At 62.2% G+C, this 23,033-nt stretch carries 18 protein-coding genes; 5 read left to right on the forward strand and 13 right to left on the reverse strand.

Annotated elements, in window-relative coordinates; translation table 11 throughout:
* Positions 1-42: 42 nt before the first annotated feature.
* The 4 genes from VJZ71_15795 to VJZ71_15810 all read right to left on the reverse strand — a co-directional run bounded on the left by VJZ71_15795 (position 43) and on the right by VJZ71_15810 (position 8,186).
* A complete protein-coding gene (locus tag VJZ71_15795) occupies positions 43-4,617 on the reverse strand; it encodes a tetratricopeptide repeat protein (GenBank protein HKQ49535.1) in 4,575 nt (1,524 codons plus the stop codon).
* A 112-nt stretch (positions 4,618-4,729) separates the two neighbouring features.
* Positions 4,730-5,443: a hypothetical protein gene (locus tag VJZ71_15800; protein HKQ49536.1), complete on the reverse strand. Its 714-nt coding sequence runs from the start codon at positions 5,441-5,443 to the stop codon at positions 4,730-4,732.
* Between the two features lie 28 nt (positions 5,444-5,471).
* A complete protein-coding gene (locus VJZ71_15805) occupies positions 5,472-6,437 on the reverse strand; it encodes an exosortase/archaeosortase family protein (protein HKQ49537.1) in 966 nt (321 codons plus the stop codon).
* A gap of 138 nt (positions 6,438-6,575) precedes the next feature.
* Positions 6,576-8,186, reverse strand: a complete 1,611-nt coding sequence (locus VJZ71_15810) for an SLBB domain-containing protein (GenBank protein ID HKQ49538.1) — start codon at positions 8,184-8,186, stop codon at positions 6,576-6,578.
* Between the two features lie 470 nt (positions 8,187-8,656).
* Between VJZ71_15810 and VJZ71_15815 the strand changes: the two genes are divergently transcribed.
* Positions 8,657-9,367, forward strand: coding sequence for an acetyltransferase (locus tag VJZ71_15815; protein ID HKQ49539.1), 711 nt, complete (start codon positions 8,657-8,659; stop codon positions 9,365-9,367).
* A gap of 197 nt (positions 9,368-9,564) precedes the next feature.
* Positions 9,565-11,661 carry a DUF4139 domain-containing protein gene (locus VJZ71_15820; GenBank protein HKQ49540.1) on the forward strand — a complete coding sequence of 699 codons (2,097 nt, stop codon included), beginning with the start codon at positions 9,565-9,567 and terminating at the stop codon, positions 11,659-11,661.
* Between the two features lie 139 nt (positions 11,662-11,800).
* On the opposite strand, the gene VJZ71_15825 is transcribed toward VJZ71_15820, so the two are convergent.
* Together VJZ71_15825 and VJZ71_15830 are read right to left on the reverse strand one after the other, a co-directional pair.
* Positions 11,801-12,247: an acetyltransferase gene (locus VJZ71_15825; protein ID HKQ49541.1), complete on the reverse strand. Its 447-nt coding sequence runs from the start codon at positions 12,245-12,247 to the stop codon at positions 11,801-11,803.
* Positions 12,248-12,250: 3 nt separating this feature from the next.
* Complete coding sequence (locus VJZ71_15830) at positions 12,251-12,529, reverse strand: hypothetical protein (GenBank protein HKQ49542.1); 279 nt, start codon at positions 12,527-12,529, stop codon at positions 12,251-12,253.
* A 165-nt stretch (positions 12,530-12,694) separates the two neighbouring features.
* Here VJZ71_15830 and VJZ71_15835 point away from each other — a divergent pair, with 165 nt between their 5' ends.
* Entirely contained in the window at positions 12,695-12,910 is a 216-nt protein-coding gene (locus VJZ71_15835) for a hypothetical protein (GenBank protein ID HKQ49543.1), read from the forward strand.
* Between the two features lie 28 nt (positions 12,911-12,938).
* Here the strand turns inward: VJZ71_15835 and VJZ71_15840 are convergent, their stop codons facing one another.
* The 3 genes from VJZ71_15840 to VJZ71_15850 all read right to left on the reverse strand — a co-directional run bounded on the left by VJZ71_15840 (position 12,939) and on the right by VJZ71_15850 (position 14,227).
* Positions 12,939-13,421 (reverse strand): DUF4279 domain-containing protein, encoded by a 483-nt coding sequence (locus VJZ71_15840; GenBank protein HKQ49544.1) that lies wholly within the window; start codon positions 13,419-13,421, stop codon positions 12,939-12,941.
* 104 nt (positions 13,422-13,525) lie between these two features.
* On the reverse strand, positions 13,526-13,876 hold the full coding sequence (locus VJZ71_15845) for a ribonuclease E inhibitor RraB (protein ID HKQ49545.1): 351 nt from the start codon (positions 13,874-13,876) through the stop codon (positions 13,526-13,528).
* A gap of 27 nt (positions 13,877-13,903) precedes the next feature.
* Positions 13,904-14,227 (reverse strand): hypothetical protein, encoded by a 324-nt coding sequence (locus tag VJZ71_15850; protein HKQ49546.1) that lies wholly within the window; start codon positions 14,225-14,227, stop codon positions 13,904-13,906.
* Positions 14,228-14,841: 614 nt separating this feature from the next.
* Between VJZ71_15850 and VJZ71_15855 the strand changes: the two genes are divergently transcribed.
* Positions 14,842-15,201 (forward strand): nuclear transport factor 2 family protein, encoded by a 360-nt coding sequence (locus tag VJZ71_15855; protein ID HKQ49547.1) that lies wholly within the window; start codon positions 14,842-14,844, stop codon positions 15,199-15,201.
* Between the two features lie 18 nt (positions 15,202-15,219).
* Positions 15,220-16,326, forward strand: a complete 1,107-nt coding sequence (locus VJZ71_15860) for a Rieske 2Fe-2S domain-containing protein (GenBank protein ID HKQ49548.1) — start codon at positions 15,220-15,222, stop codon at positions 16,324-16,326.
* A 31-nt stretch (positions 16,327-16,357) separates the two neighbouring features.
* On the opposite strand, the gene VJZ71_15865 is transcribed toward VJZ71_15860, so the two are convergent.
* From VJZ71_15865 to cpaB, 4 genes are all read right to left on the reverse strand, one after another.
* Positions 16,358-17,644 (reverse strand): response regulator, encoded by a 1,287-nt coding sequence (locus VJZ71_15865; GenBank protein ID HKQ49549.1) that lies wholly within the window; start codon positions 17,642-17,644, stop codon positions 16,358-16,360.
* 291 nt (positions 17,645-17,935) lie between these two features.
* Positions 17,936-19,849, reverse strand: a complete 1,914-nt coding sequence (locus tag VJZ71_15870; protein ID HKQ49550.1) for a VWA domain-containing protein — start codon at positions 19,847-19,849, stop codon at positions 17,936-17,938.
* Positions 19,850-20,007: 158 nt separating this feature from the next.
* A complete protein-coding gene (locus VJZ71_15875; GenBank protein ID HKQ49551.1) occupies positions 20,008-22,107 on the reverse strand; it encodes a pilus assembly protein N-terminal domain-containing protein in 2,100 nt (699 codons plus the stop codon).
* Entirely contained in the window at positions 22,104-23,018 is a 915-nt protein-coding gene (gene cpaB, locus VJZ71_15880) for a Flp pilus assembly protein CpaB (protein ID HKQ49552.1), read from the reverse strand. Before cpaB ends, VJZ71_15875 begins: the two co-directional genes overlap by 4 nt.
* Positions 23,019-23,033: the final 15 nt, after the last annotated feature.

Below are 23,033 nucleotides of genomic sequence, written 5' to 3' on the forward strand. Positions count from 1 at the left end.
CTCGGACTCGACCGGCCCGGACGGCCGCGTCGGAACCACCGGCTATTCTTGCGCCTCGTTGACCTTTTTCAGCGACGCGTCAATATCCGCCAGGAAAGTACTGATGTTGGCCTTTTCGGCGGAACTCTTGACCATACCCAGCGCCCGCTGAGCGATCGCCTTGGCGGTCTCCAACCGATTGCGTGCGTCTTCCAGCTCCCCCTTGTTGAGATGGACGACCCCTAAGTGGTATAGCGCCGCCACGTTATTGGCGTCAACCTGAATCGCCCGCAACAGCATCCCCGCCGCTTCGCCCGGACGATTGGTCTTGGCCAGGGCCCAACCGAGCGTATCCAGAATCTCCGGATTTCCCGGTTCAAGTCGGTTGGCCCGCTCGGCATAAGGCACCGCCTCGGCCGGCTTGCCCAGTTCATCCGTCAGCAGGTACGCAATGTTGTTCAGGGCCACGACGTTGTCGGGCTCCCGCTTGATCACGGACTCATACTTGCCCCTGGCCTCTTCGTATTGGCCCAGTCGCTGCAGGAGAAGTCCCTGCGCCAGCATCGAAAACGTAATATCCGTGTCCTTTGCGGCCAGCGTCTCTATGCGCTGCGCCACCACGAGCGCCTCCTTGTCGTTATTGCCGAGCTGCAGCAGGTTGATCAGCACTTTTTGCCGCTCGATGTTGTCGGGTTGTCCCTCGGCCCGCTTTTTCTCGCGCTCCAGGGCCGCGTCGCCCCCGAAGGTCTCCACCATCTCCCTGACCACGCGCGTATACACGGCCACATCCGATCCCGAACTGACCAGGGCCTTGTCGTAGGTCTCCATCGCCTTGTCGGACTGATTCGTCTTGCTATACGCCCACGCAATGGTGGACAACGCCAATGGCATGGTATCTAACATCCGCGTCGATAGTTTTTCCGCCGCATAATCGACGATCACTTGCGGTCGATTGGCTGCCTTGCACGCCCGAAGCAGCGCCACGACGGCGTCGGCCTTGTACCGGCTCAATTCCGCCGCTTTTTGGTACGCCTGCACCGCTTTTTCCAGGTCGAGCGAGCGCTCCCCGAGACGGCCCAGTAGCATCGGCCATTTGTAATCGCGCGGGAACTTTCTCATATAGGTGTAGATCAAATTCTCTGCGTCGCTGTACCGCGGCGGCTTGATCCGGCTGTAGATATCCACCAGCGCCTCGGCGACCGCCTGCTGATCCGGCGACTCCTCCAGAAGCGACCGAAGTTCGGAAATCGCCAGATCGCCCTGGCCCGACTCGAGCAGTGCCTCGGCCAGCGCCGTCCGATGTTGATACCCGAAACCGTTGGGGCTGAACGTCTTGGCCTTGGCGAGGTCGTCGATGGCTTGGCGCCATTTGCCCATGAGCATGAACAGCTGGCCGCGCTGCCAGAGGGCCACGGCGTTGTCCGGGCTCTTTTCCAGGTGGGCGTCGAAGGCCTTGCGGGCCTGGGCCACGTCGCCGGCTACGCGGTGATACGCGCCTTCGTAGACCATGCCCTGGGGATCCTCCGGGTATTTTTGCAGGAACTCGTCGATGCCCCGGCGGCTGGCCTCGAGGTCGCCGATCGCCAGGTTCAGGGCGATGATCCTGGAGCGCGTCTTCTGGGCGTCGGCCGAGCCGTCGTCCTGGGTCTTGAGGGCCCGCTGGTAGTATTCCAGCGAGTCGCGGTAGCGGTTGGTGCGGGCGTAGTATTCGCCGGCCGCGACGAGGGTCGCGCTGGAGGGGTCAAGGCTGACGGCCAGGCGGAAGTGGCGGTCGGCGGTGGCCAGGGATTTTTGCAGTTCGTAGAACTGGCCGAGATAGGTCGCGACCTCGGCCTTTTGGGCCTTGCCGTCCTGCTTTTCCATCAGGGCCGAGAGGAGGGACTCGCCGTCCGATGGGCGGTTGACGTCTTCGCGGCCGTAGAAACCGGCCATCTCGCGGGCCAGGCCCATCTCCGGGGCGAGGGCGTAGGCCTCGCGGTAGACCTCGGCGGCCTTGTCGAATTGCGCGACGTCGGGCAGGGCGTAGAGCCGGGCCAGGAGGATCAGGTTCTGCGTGTCCTTGGGGTTTTCCTGGCGGAGCTTTTCGCGGGAGGCGATGCCGTCCCGGGGATTCTCCTTTTCCTTGACGATCTGCAACTGCCGGCGGACCCAGTCGTCGTCGGGGATGTCCTTGGCGGCCTGCTGCAGGTACTTCTCGGCCTCGCGGTCGTCGCCCTCCTTGAGGAGCATGTCGGCCATGGCCCGGTTGGCGAAGCCGTTGGTCGGGTCCATCTTCAGGGCTTCCTGCAGGACGCTTTTGGCGTCGGAGGGACGGCCGGCCGCGTTGTACGCCTCGGCCAGATAGGTCCAGCCGAGCGAGTTCGTCGGGAACTTCTGCAGGCCGGCCCGCATCAGGTCGATCGCCCGATCGTATTCTTTCCGGGCCATCGCCAGACGACCCTCGGCGATCTTGCCCTCGGCGCCATCCAGGTTGAGCTGGGCGTTCTTCTTGGCGTAGGTCTCCGCCCGGGCCCAGTCCTCGTCGCGCAGGGCCAGGCGGAACTGCCGATCGATGATCACCGGGGCCTCCGGCCGGATCTGCTCCGCCTCGTTGAGGTGCTTGGCGGCCTCGTCGAACTGGTCCTTGTTCGCGTAATAGTCGAACATGGCCAGGGCCCGCAGGAACGGGTCCTTCTCGCTTTGGGCGAACGCCAGTCGCTGGGCATCCACCTTCGCCGGGTCCTTTTCGTCGATCAGCTCCAGCTCCATCCGCCGGAACACCCGGTTGTCCGGGTCGCGGGCTAAGAGCGTCTTCACGTAGGCCCGGGCGTCGTCCAGGCGGTCCGCCGAACGATAGAGGCCCAGCAGGACGCGATTCGCGTTGATTTGGGTCGGGTCCTTCGCCAGGATCGCCTTCAGTTTGGTCTCCGCCTCGTCGTACTTGCGGTTGAGCACCAGAAGCTGCGCCTGGACCACTTCGTTGTTCACGTCGTCGCCGGTGAGTTGTTCGCCTTCCTGGATGGCCCGGTCGATTTGACCGAGCTGCCGAAAGGCCTCCATGCGCAGTTTCCGGGCGGTCGGATCCTGGCGCAGAAAATCACCCCGCGGGCCGGGCTCGTCCGGCTTCAAGTAAGCCAGCGCCTGCGTCGCGAGATTCTGCTGGAGGAAGATCTGCGCGAGCCGGACCTGCAGGGGAAAGGCGTTCGGGTTCATCTTGATCGCCTTCTCCAGGGCCGAGCGGGCCGCGCCCCATTGTTGCTGCCGCGCATACAACTCGCCGAGCAGCACCTCCAGGTCGAAGTGTCCGCGCACCCCCGCGATCCGCTCCGCCGCCTCCGCCGCCTTGATCGCTTCGACGTACTCGCCTCGTGCATTGTGAATCTGGGCCGTCAAATAACGCGCTTCCACCGAATCCGGATCCAGCTCCTTCTCTAACGTGGCCAGCCATTCGTCCGCCGATTTCAGCGCCGCTTCGCGCTTTGGCTTGCCCGCCTCGCCCGTTGCGTTGCGCGCCTCATCGACGTGGTGCAGCACCAGCTCCTTGTAAAAGAAAATCCGGGACAGCTTGTTCTTCAGTTCGCGGAAATTCGTGCTGTTGGGGATCTCCTTGAGCCCCCGCTTGTACAGCTCGATCTCCTCCGCCTCGATCGCCGCCCGCTTGGCGGCGTCCTTTTCCGCCTGCCGCTGAAACTTGTAGGTGCGAGACAGTTCCTGATAAATGCGGCCGTCCTTGGGATTGATCTCCAGCGCCTTGGTCAACACCGCCTTGGCCTTGGCCGGGTCCGCCTTGACCTTCTCAAACAGGCCGTTGTACAGCGAACCCAGAAGCAGATGCGCGTCCACCTGCTCCGTCTCCGCCTGGGCCAGCGATTCCAGCATCGCCATCCCTTCGTCCACCTTCTCCCCGATGATCGTGAACAGAACCTGTAACTGCTTCAGTTCCGAGAGGCTCTGTGGCGACGCGCCGGAGCATTTGGCGATGGCCGAATCCACGACGGCGTCGCGCGCCTTGTCGAGGGACTTGGCTTCTTCAATCCGCCCTTCCGATTCGAGTTCCCGCGCCGAACCCCACATCTGCTTGGCCAAAACGTCCACGACTTTGGTGTTCGTCGGGTCCAGTTCCAACGCCTTCTTCAGCGACGCCTCGCCTTCTTTTTCAAACCGATCGTCCTCGCTCCGCAAAGACAACAACGCGACCCCCATGGCGTGGTGCGCCAGCGCCGATTGCGCGTCCAGTTTCACGAGCTTCCGAGCTTCGTTGAGGACCCTATTCCACTGGGGAGACGACGGGAACAGCCGCGCCACCTCGAACTCAACGTCCGTCGTCAATTCCAGCGCCGCCATCAACTGCGGATTCCGCTGCAGCGCCAATCGAAGATACTCCCGCGCCGGGGCGATCTTCCCGTCCTCGATCGCGCACTTCGCCGCCTTCACCAGATAGTCCGGATTCTTCGTCGGGTCCCGCTGAAACGCGCGAAAATACGTAAGCATCGCCCGGTCGTACTGCTTCTCGTCTTCCAGCTTCTTGGCGTCGATCTCGTACGCCTTCGGGTCCTGCCCGGGCAGATTCGCTAGCAGGGCAAAGCCCGTCACCGCCAGGAGCAACATCCCCGCCAAGGTCAACAGACCCACCAGGTTTCGATTCAGTTTCTTCGCCATGCTTGTCCGCCTTGTCGTTTGAACAATGATCCTACGGCGCCGCCCTCGAACGGCCGGAAGCGGCCGGGCGTCGCGAAGGACAAATTATAACCCTTTTGGGCTTGTCTGCCCCCTACCCCGCGGCCTTCGCCGGCGAAGCAGCAGGGGGACCGCCCCGCTCCCAGCCCCGGGCCGGCCAATGGGACAGCTTCAACTCTGCGATCGCACGATCCAGGACGCTGCGCGCCGCCTCATCTAAATCCTCGAGTCGGCTGTCTACCGGTTCCTTGATCGCGACCTCCACCTTGGAATAGTAAAGATGCGTGTCAAAGGGATTCGACATTTCGATCCGTACTCGATCGCGCTGGCCGTAAAACCCCCCGTTCACACAAATGGTGTAATAGACAAACGTCCGGCTGGAAAGATCGCGCGGGGGATAAAACGACAGCCGCCGAACCTGGATCGTCTCGCCAACGGTCGGCAGCGTCATGTTCATGATCTCGTCCCCCGCCTGCGTGAACGCCCCCTGGAAAAAACACTCCTCCGGCACGTGCGGCACTTGGTCCACCACGCCTGTGTAATACGTCACCGACAGCGAGCAGGCGCGCGGATTGCCCTTCTGCGATCCCAGCGCCCAGTTCAAGTACTCCTTCGTTCCCAATTCCTCCACCGTCTCCTGCGGAAGCTTGATGACGTTGACCAGTTCCAACGGGGCCAGCTTGGTCCGGTCAAAGTCCTTGAGCGGTTTTCGGATTGGCAGCGCCCCTTTGATGATCTTGAGCGATCCCCGGCTCTGGGCCACCTGCATGAACGCCGCGCAGCCGCCCAGCAGCACGACACAAGTCACGAAATGGAAATTGCTCCGACGCATCATCTCAAGTCGACCCCGCGGCGCGGTTTCCCCGATCCTCCACGTACAGGTGATCGAGAATCCACAGGATTCCGAGATAAATCCCGAACCCCATGGCGAACATCAACAGCCCCAGCACGGTGTGCGGCGTACCCGACGCCAGATCACCGTACTTATACATCTGAAACCCCCCGGTAATGATCACCCGTAACACGTTGCAAAACAACGCCACCGGTACGACCAGAACCGCCATCGCCACGCGGTGCCAGGTCGGTCGCGGCGTGAAATAGGCCGTGGCCAGCCCCAATGCGACAAACGCCATCAAGGATCGCATCCCACTGCACGCCCCTGCCACCGTAAAGCTCCCTTCCTCGCCGCTCCTCATAAAGTACGCTATGTTGATACCCTTTTGTTCGATCTCGGCCCCCGGAAACATCTCCAGGATGAGGGATGCTATCGTGGCGGCCCCCTGCTGGAGGGGCTGGGTGATGGATCGATACAGCCGGTCAGGCGGCGGGATAGCCAAAAGGAGGAATCCGATGGGAAACAGCGTCAATTTGAGCGTTCGCCAGCCTCGCAGGGCCAGAACGACACCGGCGATCACCGCCACCATGGACAGCGACTGCGGATAGCCGATTCGAAAGCGAATGCCAAGGACAAAAACGGCCAGCGAAAACAATACCAGTACCAGGCCCCAAACCGACCCCGGATGGTCCCCCGTAACCAATTCCCGCCGACGCAAGTTCACCAGGTAAAGCACGAACAGCGGAATCACGAACCCGTGCGACCAGTCCGGGTTCTTCCACATCACGTAGAGCCGAAAGTAATGTTCGTGGTAGATCCAGCTGAACAGCGCCGCCAGCACCAGGATCTTCAAGACTCCCGACACCCCTAACGCCATGCCCCACGACGGGGAATCATCGACCGTCCGACGTCGGGGGCTGCCCCGCACCCGCCGCGCAGTCTCCTCGCCGGGATCGATCTCTTTCACTGCGTCCAATTGAGTCTCGCTACGTGCCCGCCCGGTCACTAGGGCGGCATCCGCCCCGCAATAAGCTCCACTGCCAATCGTAGGGGGCTAATCCTGCGGCGGCTCAGGCGTCCCACGGCTCGACTCGGCCCGGGCGAGCTAGCCCGGAAGGCCCTTGGCCTGGGCTTCCTGGAACCGACGTTGCTTAAGCTGTTCCTTGGCCTGGAACGAATCGCCGTCCGCGAAATTACGATCATACACGAAACCGAACCCGTAGCTAAACCGAAAGGCGTTCCGCAATACCGCCAAAAAGACCGCCGCCGGCGTCGTTCCCACATTCACGATATCGTTCGGCTTCAAATAGAAGTCCGGCGCCGTTCCCGCGAAGATCGCGTCCAGGTCCAACTGAATGATCTGTTCCTCATCCTGGCTGACCCGCCGGACCAGGTCCGCCCGCGAAGGCCAGGCCAGCGGCCCGAACCCGCCCGACGACGCAATCGCTTCCTTCACCGTCAACCGCCGGCCCGTCAGATCGTACGCCCCGGGTCGGGAAATGTTCCCCATCACATAGAACTCGCCCACCGGGCCGGGCGGAACATTGATCAGATCGAACGGCCGAATCACCACATTGTACCGCGGATCGCCCGCCAGCAACTCCTTGGTCGGAATCTCGATGATCCGAATCGCCGTGGCCAGTTCCTCCCCCGCCATTCCCTCGCCGTCCGCCGTCTCCTGCCCCGCCGGCCGCGTGGGACTCACTGCCCCGTCCTTGGTCGCCGGGCTCGGCGCAGACTCCACATTCCGAATCACCCACGAACCGGTCTCCGCATCCCACACCGGAATCTGCCGCGTCGGCTCGGGGGCTCCTTCGAGAATCCGCAACTCATCGACAACACTCTCCGTGTCGCGCGTCGCCGCCGTCGAGGGTGTCGACGGCAGAATCTGCAATGCCGGCTCCGTCACCGCGGGCATCGTCTCCGGCGGCGGCGCGGCGCGGCTGGTTGAGGCCGGTCCACTGGACGTCTCCGACATCGTCAGAGTCCCGGACCGCCTCCCGCCGAAACGCCGAACGACACTGTCCTCTGTGGGCACAGTCGTCGGAACACCCGAGGCGCCGGGGACCGCGCCCCGTCGGAACACGTAGATCGTTCGAATCTGCGGCGGAATCCCCCCCGCGTCCGCGATCGCGCTGAGCAGTCGATAGTCCGGGTGCGGGATTTCGTACGTCCCCGCCCGCGCCACACTGCCGATGATCGAAAACCGCTGGGAGCGCGTTTCGAGCAATGTAATCTGGACCTCCGGGTCAGGAAGAATCCCCGCCGCCCGGATCTGCTCCTTCAATTCCAACTCCAGTTCCACCGGCGTGAATCCCGCCACCTTCACCCGGCCCAGCACCGGCAACGATTCGTAACCCGAGTTGCTCAACGTAAACTGCTGCACCGTCGCCTGTCCGGGAATCAGCAGCTCGAACACCGAAATCGCGATCGTATCCCCCGGGACAAACCGATGCTCCGTATATTCCGCCGCCAGGTCCTCCGGCTGCGGCTCTTCAGCCTCTTGAATCCCGACCGGCTCTTCGAGAATACTCAACGACCCTCGAATCTCATTACGCTTGGGTTCGAGAAACTGACCCGTCTGCGTGGGATCGATGAGACCGTTGAGCAGCCACTGCGCGCTCTCGCCCTTTTTGCACCCGCCCGACGCCGCCACACAGGCCGCGCAAAACGCCGCGCTCACCCCGAGCACTTTGATCCGCACCGTCGCAGTCACATCAACTCTCCTTGGCTGTGGCGCCCGCCGCGGCGGGTAAGGCCCAACCTGTATTTTCGCCACGCGTCCTGTTATCGACACCTTGCGGGGCCAATAAAAATCTATCCGCCTCTCTCGCGCCCAATTCCGGATGCGAATTTTTTACCGCAGGAACCGCCTATATCCACGCACTTCACGCCCCTTTGCCCGATAACGCGCCTGCTTCGGTCCGAGAACGCGGCGACCCGGATCGCCTCAATCCTGATATGCAACTCACTGCGGGCCACCCTCCCGCGCATGTCTTGCACTCCGCCACACGTTTCGCCCCCGGATCCCCTCCCCTCGGCAACTCCTGCCCCTGCCGCCTCGCAATCCGCAGCCTCGTTTCATGGCCCCCCGCCCATAGACCGATAGCCTCTAGGGCGGCCTCGTCTGTAGCGTTCCGAATGTAGCGGCCGGCGCCCCTGCCGTCCGTTGAACATACGGTGCCCATGACCTCTGAAATCGTCATCCTCGGAGCCGGCGGCCACGGCCGCGTCGTCCTCGATATCCTCCTCCAGGCCGCGCGCCACAAACCCGTCGGCTTCCTCGACAACAACACCGCCCTGCACGGCCGCCGCATCGACGGTCTGCCCGTCCTCGGCGACATCTCCTGCCTCGCCGGACTCCGCGAGCGCGGCATCCACGGCGCCATCGTCGCCATCGGCGACAACGGCATCCGCCGCGCCATGGGGGAGCAAATCGAACAGTGCGGCCTGGAACTCTGCAGCGCCGTCCACCCCTCCGCGCAGCTCGCGACGAATGCCACGTTCGGCAAGGGCGTCGTCATCGCGGCCGGCGCACTCGTCTGCGCGCACTGCCAGATCGGCGACTACGCCATCCTCAACACCGGATGCATCGTCGACCACGAATCCATGATCGGAACCGCCGTCCACATCTGCCCCGGCGTCCGCCTCGCCGGTCACGTCGTCATCGAATCCGGCGCCTTCGTCGGAATCGGCGCGACCGTCGTACAGAACGTCCGCATCGGCTTCGAGTCCGTCGTCGGCGCCGGCGCGGTCGTCATCGCCGATGTTGACCCCATGACCACGGTCGTCGGCGTCCCCGCCCGCGCCGTCAAAGACGCCCCCAGCGCCGGCGAATTCGCCTCGCTGTTGGCCCCCTCCATCAACCGCGGCAACGCCGTGCACATCAGCGCGTAATGTCCATCATCAATACCATTTGGGCCCCACCCCAAGCTGGGCCTACAGATTCACCGTCCTTAATAAATACCCCCTAGCTGCGTCTACAGAGCTATGAGGGTGTAAACTCTACGCGGGGCTTGGGTCCGAGCCGGAGGCTCAACGCCGGCAGGTGAGATTGGCCCCCGATCATCCCTTGACCGTTTTTGGAGGTTGCCATGACTCGTTGGTTTTTCTTCATCACTTGCGTGTGTGTCTTTGCCGCGCCGGTTCATTCGGAAGAACTCAAATCTACCCGGATCGCGCTCTTCAATTCCGGCGTCGGTTTCTTTGAGGCAGCCTGTACCGTCGACGGCGACGACACGGCTGAACTCACCTTCCGCGTCGATCAGATCAACGACATTCTCAAGAGCCTCATCCTCCGCGACCTGGATGGCGGCACGATCGCTGCGGTGCAATATCCGTCACGCGATCCCATCGAGAAATCATTGAAGTCCTTCGGCGTGGATATCTCCGGCAAGCCCACGTTAGCGAACCTCCTCGACCAGCTCCGCGGCGTTAAAGTCGAAGTCCTGGCCGCGACGCCGGTCATCGGCCAAATCTTCGGAGTGGAGAAGCGCAAGACCATTACCGCTCAGCAAACGGTCATCGAGCGCGACGTTCTCACCATCATGACGGATACCGGCTTGCGCAGCTTCGAACTAGTCGATGTCGCGGGCGTGAAGATCCTGGACCCCAAAGTAGAAGGCGAACTGAATAAAGCGCTGAACACCCTGGCCCTGGCTCACGACGCCGACAAGAAGGCCGTTACTTTGAACTTTGCCGGCAAAGGCAAACGGCGAGTACTGGTCAGTTATATCCTGGAGACTCCAGTCTGGAAGACGAGCTACCGGCTCGGACTGACCAAGGACAAGAAGCCCTTTCTACAAGGTTGGGCCATGGTCGACAACGCGACAGAACAAGATTGGGAAAACGTAAAACTGAGCCTCATTTCCGGTCGTCCGATCAGCTTCTCAATGGACCTCTACGAACCGCTGTACATCGAGCGACCCGAGGAACAACTGGCACTCTACGGCTCAATCCGACCGCCGGAGTACGAAGAGTCGGAAAAAGATGAAGTGTACGCCGACGCCCATGCTGGTAGACAAGGTGGTGGCGGAGGAGGTGGGGGTGGAGGCTTGTTCCGTTCTGGTGAGCGGCAGAATCAACAGGGCGGATTAGCAGGTGGGCGATTCGTGCGTGGGACTGAACTGATGAGTAAGGAAGATGCTCCAGGGGAAGTCGGCGCTGAAGAGTTCCTCGCGAACATGCTTCGCCCCGGTCAAACCGGAGTTTTATCCGTCGCCTCGGCCCAATCCGCCGGCGAGTTATTCGAATACGCCATCAAATCGCCGGTCTCGCTAAAGCGTCAGCAATCCGCCATGCTTCCCATCGTCACCGAGGAAATCGACGGCAACAAACTCTCCGTCTTCAATCCCGCATCCCACCCCAAGCATCCGCTCAACGCTGTCAAGCTAAAAAACACCAGCAAGCTCTTCCTCATGCAAGGACCGGTCACGGTCTTTGACGGCGGCGTTTATGCCGGCGACGCCAAGTTGCCTGACCTTCGGGCCGACGAGGAGCGGTTGGTGGGTTACGCCTTGGACCTGACTACGGTCGTGGACATGGATCGCGCCTCAATTCCGGAAGAGATTACGCAGATTCGTATTCTCAAGGGCACAATGATTATTCAGCGCAAGTACCTGGACGAGCGTACCTATACCGTGCGAAACAAGGGCGACACGGCCAAGACCGTGATCCTCGAACAAGACGCCGGGAATGACTGGACACTCGTCGAACCGAAGGAGCCTTACGAAAAAGCGGGCACCCTGTTGCGCTTCAAACTCGACGTACCACCGGGCAAGTCTCAAACGCTGAAAGTTCGGCTCGTAAACGCCCGCGAGGAGCAGCTTGTCCTATCGAACCTCGGGGGCGAGCAGATTGAGATTTACCTGCGAATGAAAGTGATCAGCGAGGCGATGAAGCAGGCCTTAACCAGGATCGTTCACTTGAGATCTGCGCTGGATCAGACTCGCCGCCAAATGGAGTCGCTGACCAACGATTTCAATACCATCTCCACTGAACAGTCCCGAATCCGCGAGAACATGAAGGTGCTCTCGCAAACCAGCGACGTCTATCGCCGTTATGAGAAGAAATTCGACGAGCAGGAAACCGATATCGAAAAGCTCCGCGGGGACCTGGTCAAGCTCCGCGACCAGGAGCAGAAGCAACTTGGGGAATTGGAGCAGTTCTTATTGTCCTTGGAGGCACAGTAGCGTTGCCTGGCGCTACTACGCCCAGGATTCCTGAGCCTCCGACTGCGAAATAACTGCCGAGACCCGGAGTGCACCGGCACGCAGCGCCCCATCCCTCACGGACGAACCGAGATCAAGTCGCAGTCTGGAATTTCCGCCTTTAATCCGGCGCGATCCACCGCATATGCAACAGCGGATATGGCCGCCCCTGATCATCCAATTCCGATCGCCGTTCCACGACGAAGCCGCACGCCTCATAGAACGCGCGGGCGGAGGAGTTCTGCTCGTTGACATCCACCGTCAGCACCGCGTGCCGTGCCTGGGCATGCTGGACCAGGCGACGACCGGCCCCGCGGCGATGATACTCCGGCGCAAGGAAAAGCGACTGCATAGTACCGCCGGACATCCCCATGAATCCCATGATCGCGTCCGCATCGTCGCGGATGACCCAGAACTCCGTCTCGTCGGACGCCAGGTAATCCCGCACCTGCGGGATCATGGACTGGATTTCCTGCTCCGGTACGAATGTGTGGGTCGCCCGAACGGACCGCAGCCAGATGTCGAGAAGACTCTCGCCGTCTGTCAGTTTCGCCCGCCGGATGGTCATGGCCTATGCGTCTCTCGTGGGGTACTTCAAAGCGTTTTCCAGTTCCTCATCATCAATTTCTGTGCCGTCAACGAACTTCGCGGCAACTCGCTTTTGCGCTTCGGGCACAACGAGCGAGAGCGCAATCTTTTGGCGGAGATAGGTCGCCAACAAATAATTCGGCAGCTCGGCCACGGGCGTATTCCAGCCGCGTTTGCACCGCTCGATCAAGCCGGACTCGAAGCCTGGGTCGACCCACGGCCCCTCAACGTCGGCGACTGTGGCAGGTTGTTCGCGATTCATAGTCACTAAGCGTACCGCCCGCCCCATCAAAGTCGCCCCCCGCTTCGACCGCTGACGTCATACCGTCGCCGCGCGACGACTCAGCTTGCTTCTTGATGGCATCACCATCGTGGGTTTCAATAAATCTAGAGCCCGCGGACATAGAATATTGGCAAGAGGTCGGCCATGGTTAGACAACTTACTGACGAGGAGCTTCGCGACAGGGCACTGGAGCTATTGACCGAAAACCTCGGCCCTGGCCAGACAATGCGGTTCCTGAGCTGGCTCCGTCAAACGCCCAGAGACTATCAGGCCTGGCGGGATGCCCACTTTCAGGGATTTACCGCCGAAGACCTGATCGCGCAAATGCGCGCCATCGAATCCGCTTCGCCCAAGCAATAACCCCGTCCTTGGCGCCCAGGAATTCGATTCATAATCTCTCCGTCGTCGATGCGACATAGTGATCGATATCGATTCTGATTCCAAGCGCCGTCGCGCGCTGCCGAATAGTGCGTGGCAACGACGGCGGGTGTGGCGTCGAACCGGAGGAAAAACAGAAAAAATCGATGTTGACGCCCTCACGGCGGAGTGCGGCAATGGCTTTCGCCTTCGGCTCCAGTTGGGAAAGTAGCCACTCAAGATGAACAGATAGCCGAGGCGACTTCACCCAACGCTCGGAAGTCATGGCCCACATCCCGCCGCGATAGGGCGAATATTCCATAACCTTGCCCTTGCGGGTTCGGCCCAGCCGCGGTTCGCCGTCTCGATGTGTCCGATCTGCAGGCAAGCGCAGCGCCAACTTGACGGTTAGCGGATCTAGAGCCGAACCGTAGAATCGAACGGAGGCGTGCGCATGATCGAAAATACGCTTCGGCACGTACAGCTTTCCTCCAACGGCAATACGGACAGACATTCCTTGGCCGCCTTGCGGCCGGGCACGGTTGCATTCTAACAAGGACGGCTTGGCCGGGCCGGTGTACTTCACTGCGGGAATATGGCAGCGCGAACGCGGAGCAACTACTCTTCGATGCTTGCCTCCCAACCGTCGTAATAGCCGCCGAACTTGTCAGCCAGCGCGCTCATCCAATCCGACGTGGCGAACACGCCTTCTTCCGATGGCACGGCGTGCGTTTCCGCGATGCTCGTGTACTCTCGCGGGCCGAAAAGGCGCTCCCAAAGCGATAGCCGCGGAGCGCGATCCACCCGAACGTTCCGGTAGCCTCCGGCTTCCAATTCCCTCGCCGCCGACTTTGCGGCATCCAGCGACCTGAAGTACAGGTAGTGAATGGTGTGCGCCGGCTTGCTCAGGTCCGAACCGTGCGCAGCCAGTGCTTTCAAAACCTCTCGATCTCCGTCACGACTTACCATGTCAAGGTGCCCCACGATGCGTAGCCGCTAGTGCGCTTTCGACAGCAGAATGACCGGCCTCGACCCGTCATCCCACTGCGAAGCAAAGTACGCATACCCACCCTGGGATTGACCCAAGTACACCTTCTGGTCCGGCTCCGCAAGGTGCGGCTGAATTTCCCTCTTCCACTCGACGAAACAGTCGGCCTCGGGCACCCAGCGCAGGGGTGCGCCCACGTCCGCCATGACGAACCTCACCGGACCCGCGCGAAGCAGATCACGAATTTCATCGACGCCGACATCGCCGACGCGCTTGGCCTCCCCATGAGGCGTCGTGAGGCGAGAGAGCGGCAGCTTAGTGATGCCTTTCATTCCGCCTGATAACACTAGATGGTTCCGTCAAACGACACAAATACGCCCTGGAGACCCTCTAACAGCTACCGATTGTACGTTTCCCTCGACTCAAGCCCCTTTCCCCCTGCCCGCCTGTTCCCCTGCTCAGGTTCCCGCCCGTCCCCTCAGGCCTCAAGCCTCAGGCCTCAGGCCTTTTTTACAGGGAGCGCTGAGCACGAGTACGGTTCAGAGGAAAAATAAGGCGGACGGACCGCCCCCTTTCTCTAGCTTACGGCCTACGCCTAAGGGCGAACGGCTTTAGCCCTCGGCTCGCAAGATCGGAGATTCTCCGCCCATGCGTCGAAATCCTGGGAAAGTCAAGTTTATCGGGCTGATTCAACCACTTGTTTTTTTTCCCGCCGCGCCCCCCGCCGGCCGTTCCGTCTTGTTCCGTCTCGTACCACCAAACAAAAAAACGCTGCCTCACGTTTGCGCTCCTTTGCGGCCAATTGCGCTTCAAAAAATATCTGCGCCCATCGGCGTCATCTGTGGACCCGTTTTCCGCTTAGTTCCGCTTAGTTTCGCCCCCCTTACCCCCCTCTGGGGTACCCGCCCGCCGATCGTTACAATCCGTCAGGAATGGAGGTGGCACGATGAGCCAGAACACTGCCAGTCTTGAATCAGAACTAAACACCACGATCCAGAAAGGCGAGATCATGGCCGCCTTCGAAAAATACTACGCCGACGACGTCGTCATGCAGGAAAACAACGAGCAGCCCTGTACCGGCAAGCTCGCCAACCGCGCCCGCGAGCAGGCCTTCGTCGATTCCGTCGCCCAGGTCCACGGCATCAAGGTGGTCAACAGCGCGGTCAACGGCGACGTCGCCTTCTCGGAATGGCTCCTCGACGTGACCTTTCGCAATGGCCAGCGGGCGAAAATGGCCCAGGTCGCCGTCCGCCGCTGGAAAAATGATCGCGTCGTGCACGAGCGGTTCTATTACAACAAGGGCTGATTCGCAGGAGCCCCTCTCATGGCCGCTGAAAACTGGGCGGATCTCGGTCCTGTCGAGCCGCTGAAGACCAAACCGCTGCAACAGATTACCGTTGGCAAGCTCAAGTTGGCCGTCTCCTTTATCAACGGTCAATTCAGCGCCGTCTCCGGCGTCTGCAACCACGTCGGCGGTCCGCTCGGCGAAGGGCGGCTGGACGGCGATTACATCGTCTGCCCCTGGCACAACTGGAAATTCCATTGCCAAACCGGCCTCGGCGAGCCCGGCTATGAAGCGGACGCCGTCCCGCGACACGACACGAAGATCGAGAACGGTCATCTCTGGGTCAACACCGAGCCCGCCAGCAAGCGCACCCGCGCGCCGCACCCTGCGCACCCATTGGCCCGATCGGTTAAGCGGGACGACGGCCCCATCCGTCTCGTCGGCATCTCCACGACCGCCATGGATGCCGCCAATCCGCGCTATTCCACCTCCGACGCCCTTTTAGATTGCGCCCTCGAGCACGCCAGGAACAACCTCGGCGTGGAAACGCGGCTGATCCGTCTGAATGATCTGAAGTTCCGTCACTGCGAGGGCTATTACTCGAAAAGTTCGCACGCCTGCACCTGGCCGTGCAGCATCACGCAGATGGACCCCAATGACCAACTCGATCAGGTGTACGAAGCCCTCGTCCACTGGGCCGACGTCTTCATCGTCTCGACGCCCATCCGCTGGGGCTCCGCCGGCAGTCTCTATTACAAAATGGTCGAGCGAATGAACTGCATCCAGAACCAGATCACCATCGCCAACAAGGTCCTGCTCCACCGCAAGGTCGCCGCCTTCATCATCACCGGTGGTCAGGACAACATCCAGGCCGTGGCCGGTCAGATGCTCGGCTTCTTCGCCGAACTGGGCTGCCACATGCCGCCGTTCCCATACATCGCGCATTCGCGCGGCTGGTCCGCCGAGGACATGGAGCGCAACGTACGCTACGTCATGGACAGCAAGGAACTGCGCGACGGCGCCGCCGACCTCGTCGCCCGCGCGGTGGAACTGGCCAAAACGCTCCTGTCAGGGGAACCCGGCGAAGCGCGCACCTCGCGCGGCGGCCGCAAGGCCCATCAACTCGACGTCAAAGCCCAAATCTGATTGTGCTGCTTGTACTGGAAACGAACTCGCCCTACGACCACGGCGTCCCCGGCAACGACATGCCGTCCGATTTCGAAGGAACCGACGGCACAGCCGCATCCGGGGCCGTTTCCGATGTGCCCCCGTGCCAGTGGCTCATTCGCAAGAACTTGCCCAAGAGCCCCCCGCGCTGCGCCGTCTCCGTCACCGCCAGTTGCGGGCAGTGAATCTTCATCGCCAGGTTGCGGATGTCCTGCCGAACCCGCGACCGCTCGAACTCCTTCTTTAGCGGATTGCCGATGTTCACGCTCGAACTGACCGCCTTCCAGTCATCCGCGATCGACATGAACAGTTTGCGATTGAGGATCGTCTCGACCTGCTCCACCTCCAGGTGCGCCGACTCCCGCCCCTGCCGATTGCACAGGAAGGCGATCCGCTTGGGATTGAACCCCTGGGCCGACAATTCCTGCACCATGCGGTCCGTGTTGCGGACGCTGGTCACCAGAAGCTGCAACACGAGAAAGCTGAAGTCCGCGGCGTCGAGCACGCTCCGCCCGCCGGGATCGTGCCGCGTCGGGCCATCCACGATCACGTATGCGCAAATCTCCTGCAACACCGAAAGCACGTTGGCGCAGTGCGCCGCCGTGATCATCTCCGCCTGCGCGAAGGTGTGCGGCCGGCGCAGAACGTACAGCCCCGAATCGTGCCGCACCAGCGCCTTCAACACCATGTCCGGGTCCAATTGCTCCGGAGTGCTGCACAAGTCCGCGACCGTGTGCGGGCCGTGCACGTCCAGCAGCGTCGCCACGTGCCCGAACCGGAAGTCCAGGTCCACCAGCGCCACTTTCTGCGACTCGCCGACGATGTCCGCAAGCTCGACCGCCAGGTTCACCGCGATCGTCGTGCACCCGACGCCCCCGGCGCTGCCCATAATGGAAATCAGCTTGCCCGGCTGTTTGGTCCGCCCCGCCGCGCCGACCGTACGGCCGATCGCCTGTTCCAGCTCCTCGATGGCCAGCGGCTTGAGCAAGTACTCCTTGATGCCGGCCCGCATCGCCGTCAGCACGACGTTTCCATCGGTCACACTGCTGAGCGCGAAGACCGGCAGGTCCGGCGCGGACTCCTTGAGTTGCCGCAGGCATTCCAGGACAACCGCCGCGCTGGGGTCCAGATCGGCGATGAGCAGGTCGGCGGGGATTTGCGTGACCGCCTGGGAAAACAGGCTCGGCTCGTCCAGCTCGGCCACGATCCGCACCTGCGGCAGCGACGTGAGCATCCGCCGCATCTCCGGCCGGGCGGTCTCGTTCGACGTGAATAGGATGACACGTATCGTCTGCATGGTGCGCTCAGCGGCCGGCGGCCCGGAGACCGAAGGACCGTGGTTTCGTCAACGGTCTTGCGTCATTGGCCTGTCTTTCCCGGCCACTGATCCCACTCCAGGGGAAGACCGCGCTTCGTCAACTCCTTATCGGCCATGCCGAAGGTCGACTTTTGGTACGAAGGACCCCGTCGTCGCGGACCGTCCGCAAATAAACTCGTCGCGACGGGCCGAAAAAAACGACGCTCGCTCCTCCCTGCCCAGTCGGGCGAAGAAAGAGCGAGCGTGCGTGCCAAGGCCCCGGAAGCGGGGTTACTGGATCAACCGCGGCGGTCGTTTCGTGCCGAGGTTGTTGAAAATCGTGGTCAACTGCTCCACATATTTCGGCTGACCCGTCACTTCGTCTGGAGTGCTGTCGGCGAAGAAATATTCGCCGTGGCCGATCTCCGCCATCTGCTCCAGCAGCTCAGTCTTGACGTCGGCGCCCACACCGATCGTGTAAAGCGTCGCGCCCATCTCGGCCGCTTCGGTGGCGACATCGAGGCAATACTGCTCCGCGTCGCCGCCGTCCGGCGAGACGTTCGGCTTGCCGTCGGTGAGCAGAATGATCACCTTGGCGGACATGGTTCGCGCGCGCGAACTCGTCAACTCTGCCAGGGCCTCGTCGACGCCGCAGCCGATGCAGGTCGTGCTGTCGTAGTGGCCGGCCTGCCGGTCCCGCAGCGTATCCGCGACAGCCTGGAATGCATCCAGCGCCGAGAGCGAATCGGAGGGCCCTACCAGGTCCACTTCATGCCGGCCCGTCGTGGCAAATACTTCCAGCGAAAGCTGGTCCTGCGTGTCCAATTCGACCAGCTTGTCGACCATGGTTTGTACGGCGTTCTTCACCGAATGCAGCGGCATCTCCGGCGCATCGGCCAGCTCCGGACACAACAGGTTGGCGGCCTGCCGTTCCAACAGGTAGTTCATCACCGTCTTAATGCCGTAGCGATAGCGGAAATTGGAATCCGTGGCGTACATCATCGTCGCGTTGGACGCGTTGTAACTCACCCAATCGCTCCACGACCCGCCGCCGAACGGCCAGGAGGCTTGTTGATGAAGCTCATTGGTGTTCACGATGTCGTCGTGATTCCCCGGTCCTCCGTTATATTTTCCGTCGGGTTTCTTACTCCTCCAACCCGCCAGGCCCAACAAGACCTTGACACGATTGAAATAGTAGGTGTCGGTGGCGTCGTTGGCGCCGGACAGCAGCGCCGCCCGCTCCTCCGCGTTGTATAGGTTCTCCGTGATGTTGTTGATAACGTCGGGATCCGTACACGTGGCGTACCGCGGGATGTAGTAAAGGCCCGGATCGCCCACCGGCGTGTAGGAACCGAGAACGATCTCATTGCCAAAGCCGGTCATCCAGCCCCAGCGCGGCCCCGTGCAGCCGTTGGCGCCCCCTTGCGGATCGGCCCCCGGACTGGGATTGCCGCCCTGGCTATTGGGCTGGCCGGGTCCCGTTCCAGGCTGGTCGTTGTAGTTCTGAGGATTGCCCGGCGGTTGGGGGTCAATGCCGTTGCCCACGCCGTTGTTACCCTTCTCGCAGGGAAACGCCAGCCACGTGTCCTCCAGGTTGATCTTCACGCCGGGCCGCGTCGTATTGTCGTTCTCCGACGTGTAGTTCGTATAGTGACGCAATTCCGTATCGTCATTCATTGACCGGGAAAGGTCGATGGACACGGCGATGTCGCGCGGACTCAGCATGGCCGTCGCGGTCGCACGGATCTGTGCACTGTTCACCCCGAGGGCCTTGCCGAAGAGCAGCGAAACCGGGCCGTCGGCGGCTGTCTGGTCGCGCCGCAGCGTAACGCGAATCGCGTCGTACGGCGTCTGGTTGGCTTGAAATTCGAATCGATCGCCGGTCACCAGGACCGCGTGTCCGGGCACGATGTCGGCCTCGATCACGTCGGCATAGTCGCCGGCGACTCGATGAAGCTGCGTAAAGGTGGCCGCCTCCGCCGCGGCCAGAGTCATGGCGTTGGTCTCGGCGACCAGCCGCGACACGGCGGCCAGCGCGGCCGAGTCCGCGGCATTTTGCAACTCCGCCTTCGAGGCGTACATCAGGCCGGTGTCGACGGCCAGTGCCGCGACCCCGACGCCGACAGTGCTCCCGAAGAGGACCGCCTGAAGCATTACGGCGGCCTTGCGACCATAGGGACGTTTTGTCGTACGGCGAGTCAACATGTTTCACCCTCCAGTCCTGTCCGCCACGGCGGAACTTCGAGCGGACGCGCACAATGCGCGGCCATTCTCCTAGCAGGAAACCAAAATCGTTGTGTGTGTGAGCCCCGCAGCCTCATCAGGCGGCCGGCGGGTAGGTATGCGTTCCCGGCGTTCCGGGGTTAGTTCTCGTCCGAGTCCGCCAGGCCCCACGGCCCGCGGAGCGCCACCTGCGTCGTCACCCATCCGTTCGAACCGACGGGCGGTGAATTCACCGGCGCAATTTCGCGCGGTACGCGATCGAAAGTGGGCGCCTCGTGCGGCGTCCCTTCCAATTGACTCAACCCGAAAAACTCGAAGTCGTTGGGTTCCGTCATCAAGGAACCCGGCGGCGGCGGAATCTGCTGGGGATCAAGCGGCTCGACCAGTTGCGGCGTCACCAGGACCACCAGCTCTGTGTTGTTCTTCTGGTACTCCACGGAACTGAACAGCGCGCCCAGCACGGGCAAGTCGCCCAGGCCCGGCAGCTTCCGCGCCACCGCCTGGATCGTCTCGTTGAGCAATCCGGCCATCGCGAACGTCTGGCCGTTGCCGCACTCCACCGTCGATTCCACGCGCCGCGTCACGAAACTGAATACCGGCAACCCGCCCGCAAAAGTGTCGCCCGGAATGGCGTCGCTGACTTCGCTCATGACGTGCAGCCGAACGATCTGTCCAGCCATCACCGTCGGCGTAAACGCCAGGCGGATGCCAAATTCCTTGTACTCGATCGTGATCGAGCCGGCCGTCGCGCCGCCCTGGGTGACGGGGACGGGAACCTCTCCCCCCGCCAGGAACGTGGCCGTCTGGCCGCTGATGGCGACCAGGTTGGGCTCCGCCAGCACCCGCGCCAGAGAGTTCTGCCGCAACGCCTGCATGAACACCTGGAATTCCGCACGCGGGAATCCAAACGTCAGGTTCGTGGCCGGACCGTTGGCGGAAGGCGCAATTGAATACGTCATCTGCGGCGTCGGGTTCGCGGCGATGTCCACCAGCCCGTTGCTGCCGATGACCGTCGGATTGAGATTTCCGACGTTGTTGGCGAAGAAGAAATCCCTCGTCCAGTCCGCGCCGCCGATGGCCCAATTGAAACCGAGCTGCCGGACGGCTTCCTTGTTCACTTCCGCGACGACGACGCGAAGGAGCGTTTGCTGCACCCCCGCGACCGACAGCTGATTACGAACCGGCCCGCCCTGGAACAGCGACGCCATTTCGGCGATCCGCTCGCCGGTCTGCGCATCCGGCACCGTTCCCAGAAGCAGGATGGTGCCGTTGACGCTTCGCGGGTACACGTTGGCCGTCGGCGAAACCGAACGGATCGCGTTGGTCAACATGCTCAGGTCCTGTTCGACCAACACATTGAAGACTTTTTGCTGCGAATCGACCCGCAGGACCATCTGGGTCATGCCGAACGACTTGCCCGAGACGACGACGCGCCGGGGCGACACCACCGCGATATCCGCGACGGCTGGATCGGCGATCTCCGCCCGATCGCAGTCCATCGTGAGATCGATGGCCGCGGAACTGTTCTTGCCGACGATAATGCGTTCGGCGTTATCGCTGAGGATACTGACGCCGGCGATGACATTGCCCGTAATGGTCGGCGCGGGCGACTGGCGAGTCACGGCCGGAGGCGGATTGGCCCGAGCGGGAGCCATCTTTACCGGCAGCGAGTCCTGATCGGCGGATGCTTCATCTTCGTCGTCCTCATCATTCGCATCGTTTTCGTCGTCGCTCTCCGCCCGCTTTTTGTTGACCTGTTCCTCGACGGGTTGGCTGTTCAGCTCCGGCTCGAGCCCGTTCATACGGCTCCTGCCGTCGTCGGGACTGCTGAACCCCGCATGGGCCAGGAGCGACTCAACGTGCTCGAGTACCTCCGCCATGACGTTGGCGTCGTCCTGTGGTGACAGCCGCAGGTCTTCCGGCGCAACGGGCTCCAGCTCGTCACCCATGCACAACGCGTCGCCCAGCGGCTCGGCGCTGGGCGGCACAACCAGTTCGATATCAAAGGAGTCATCGAACTCGGTGAGGCGCGTCGTTCGATTGGCAATCGCGCGCGGGAAGCAATCCGCCGGCCCGGCCGCGATCCCCTCGCCGCCGCAGGCCCGCGGCGCCGGCGCGAGTCCGTGGACGAGGATCAGGAATGCGAACATCCCCGCGAATTCAGAAAAAGACCGCATCCCGTCCGCCCGTCCTGGGCCGCGGGTGCGAGGAGCGACAAAACCATCCTTGGTCTGGTTCATTCAATAGCCTCCGGCGGCATCGTTGCGGGATTGTTCGTGGACGTTGGATTCGACGGATAATTGGCGGCGGCCCGGCGGGCGGCCTCCACCGCCGGGTTTTGCAGTCGGCCCGACGGGTCGAACACGAGCGTCTGGGTCTCCGAACCGCGGACGACTTCGACCACGCGGGGCGGCGCCAAACGCAATTTCGGCCTGGCCTTCGGGGCCGGCGCGGCCCGCGGCGCCGACGCCATCGCATTCGCCAAGATCTTCGACCAGCTTGACTCCGTGTCGCCCGACGCGCCCCGCATCGCCAATCGAATGCGCCCCTTCCCACTGTGGGCATGGAGCGTCTGGACTTCATGCGGTTCGAGGAAAAGCGTAACGGACTTGGTGATCCGAGTCGTTTTGCCGTCGGAGCCCACTTCGCTGAGCGATTGTCCCACCGCGCCGACTTCCACGTCCGTCAGGATCAACTTACTCGTGCGGGTTTTCTCATCGACGGTCGAGACGTCCACATGCGCGCCGGGAAGAATGAACCCGCCCACGGCGGATTCCTCGTTGACGCTGACCGCCACGGCGCGATGCCCTTTCGGAATGATGGCCGCCAGGCCGGGTTCGGCCCCCGGCGGCGCCAACATGGAAGCGGTGATCGGGACTCCCGGCGCGATCGTCATGCCGCTGACGCGCCCCACGAGCGCCTTCTCTTCAGTGAAGGCGTTGGGCGGAATCAGCGTCTCCGGCACCTTGGTGGTGGTCAACATCGAATCGGTGATCTTCGTCGCCACCTCTATCGTCTTCGCGCTCACGAAGACGACGCGCTCGGAGCCCTGCGCGCCCTGGGCCTTCTTCACCAGATCAATGCCCATCTTGACGGCAAAGAAGCCGACGCCCAGCCCGAGGACCAACGGTACGATGGTTTTCGCTTTCATAGCATCTCTACGATC

The organism is Phycisphaerae bacterium, assembly GCA_035275405.1.
Classification (GTDB): domain Bacteria; phylum Planctomycetota; class Phycisphaerae; order UBA1845; family UTPLA1; genus DATEMU01.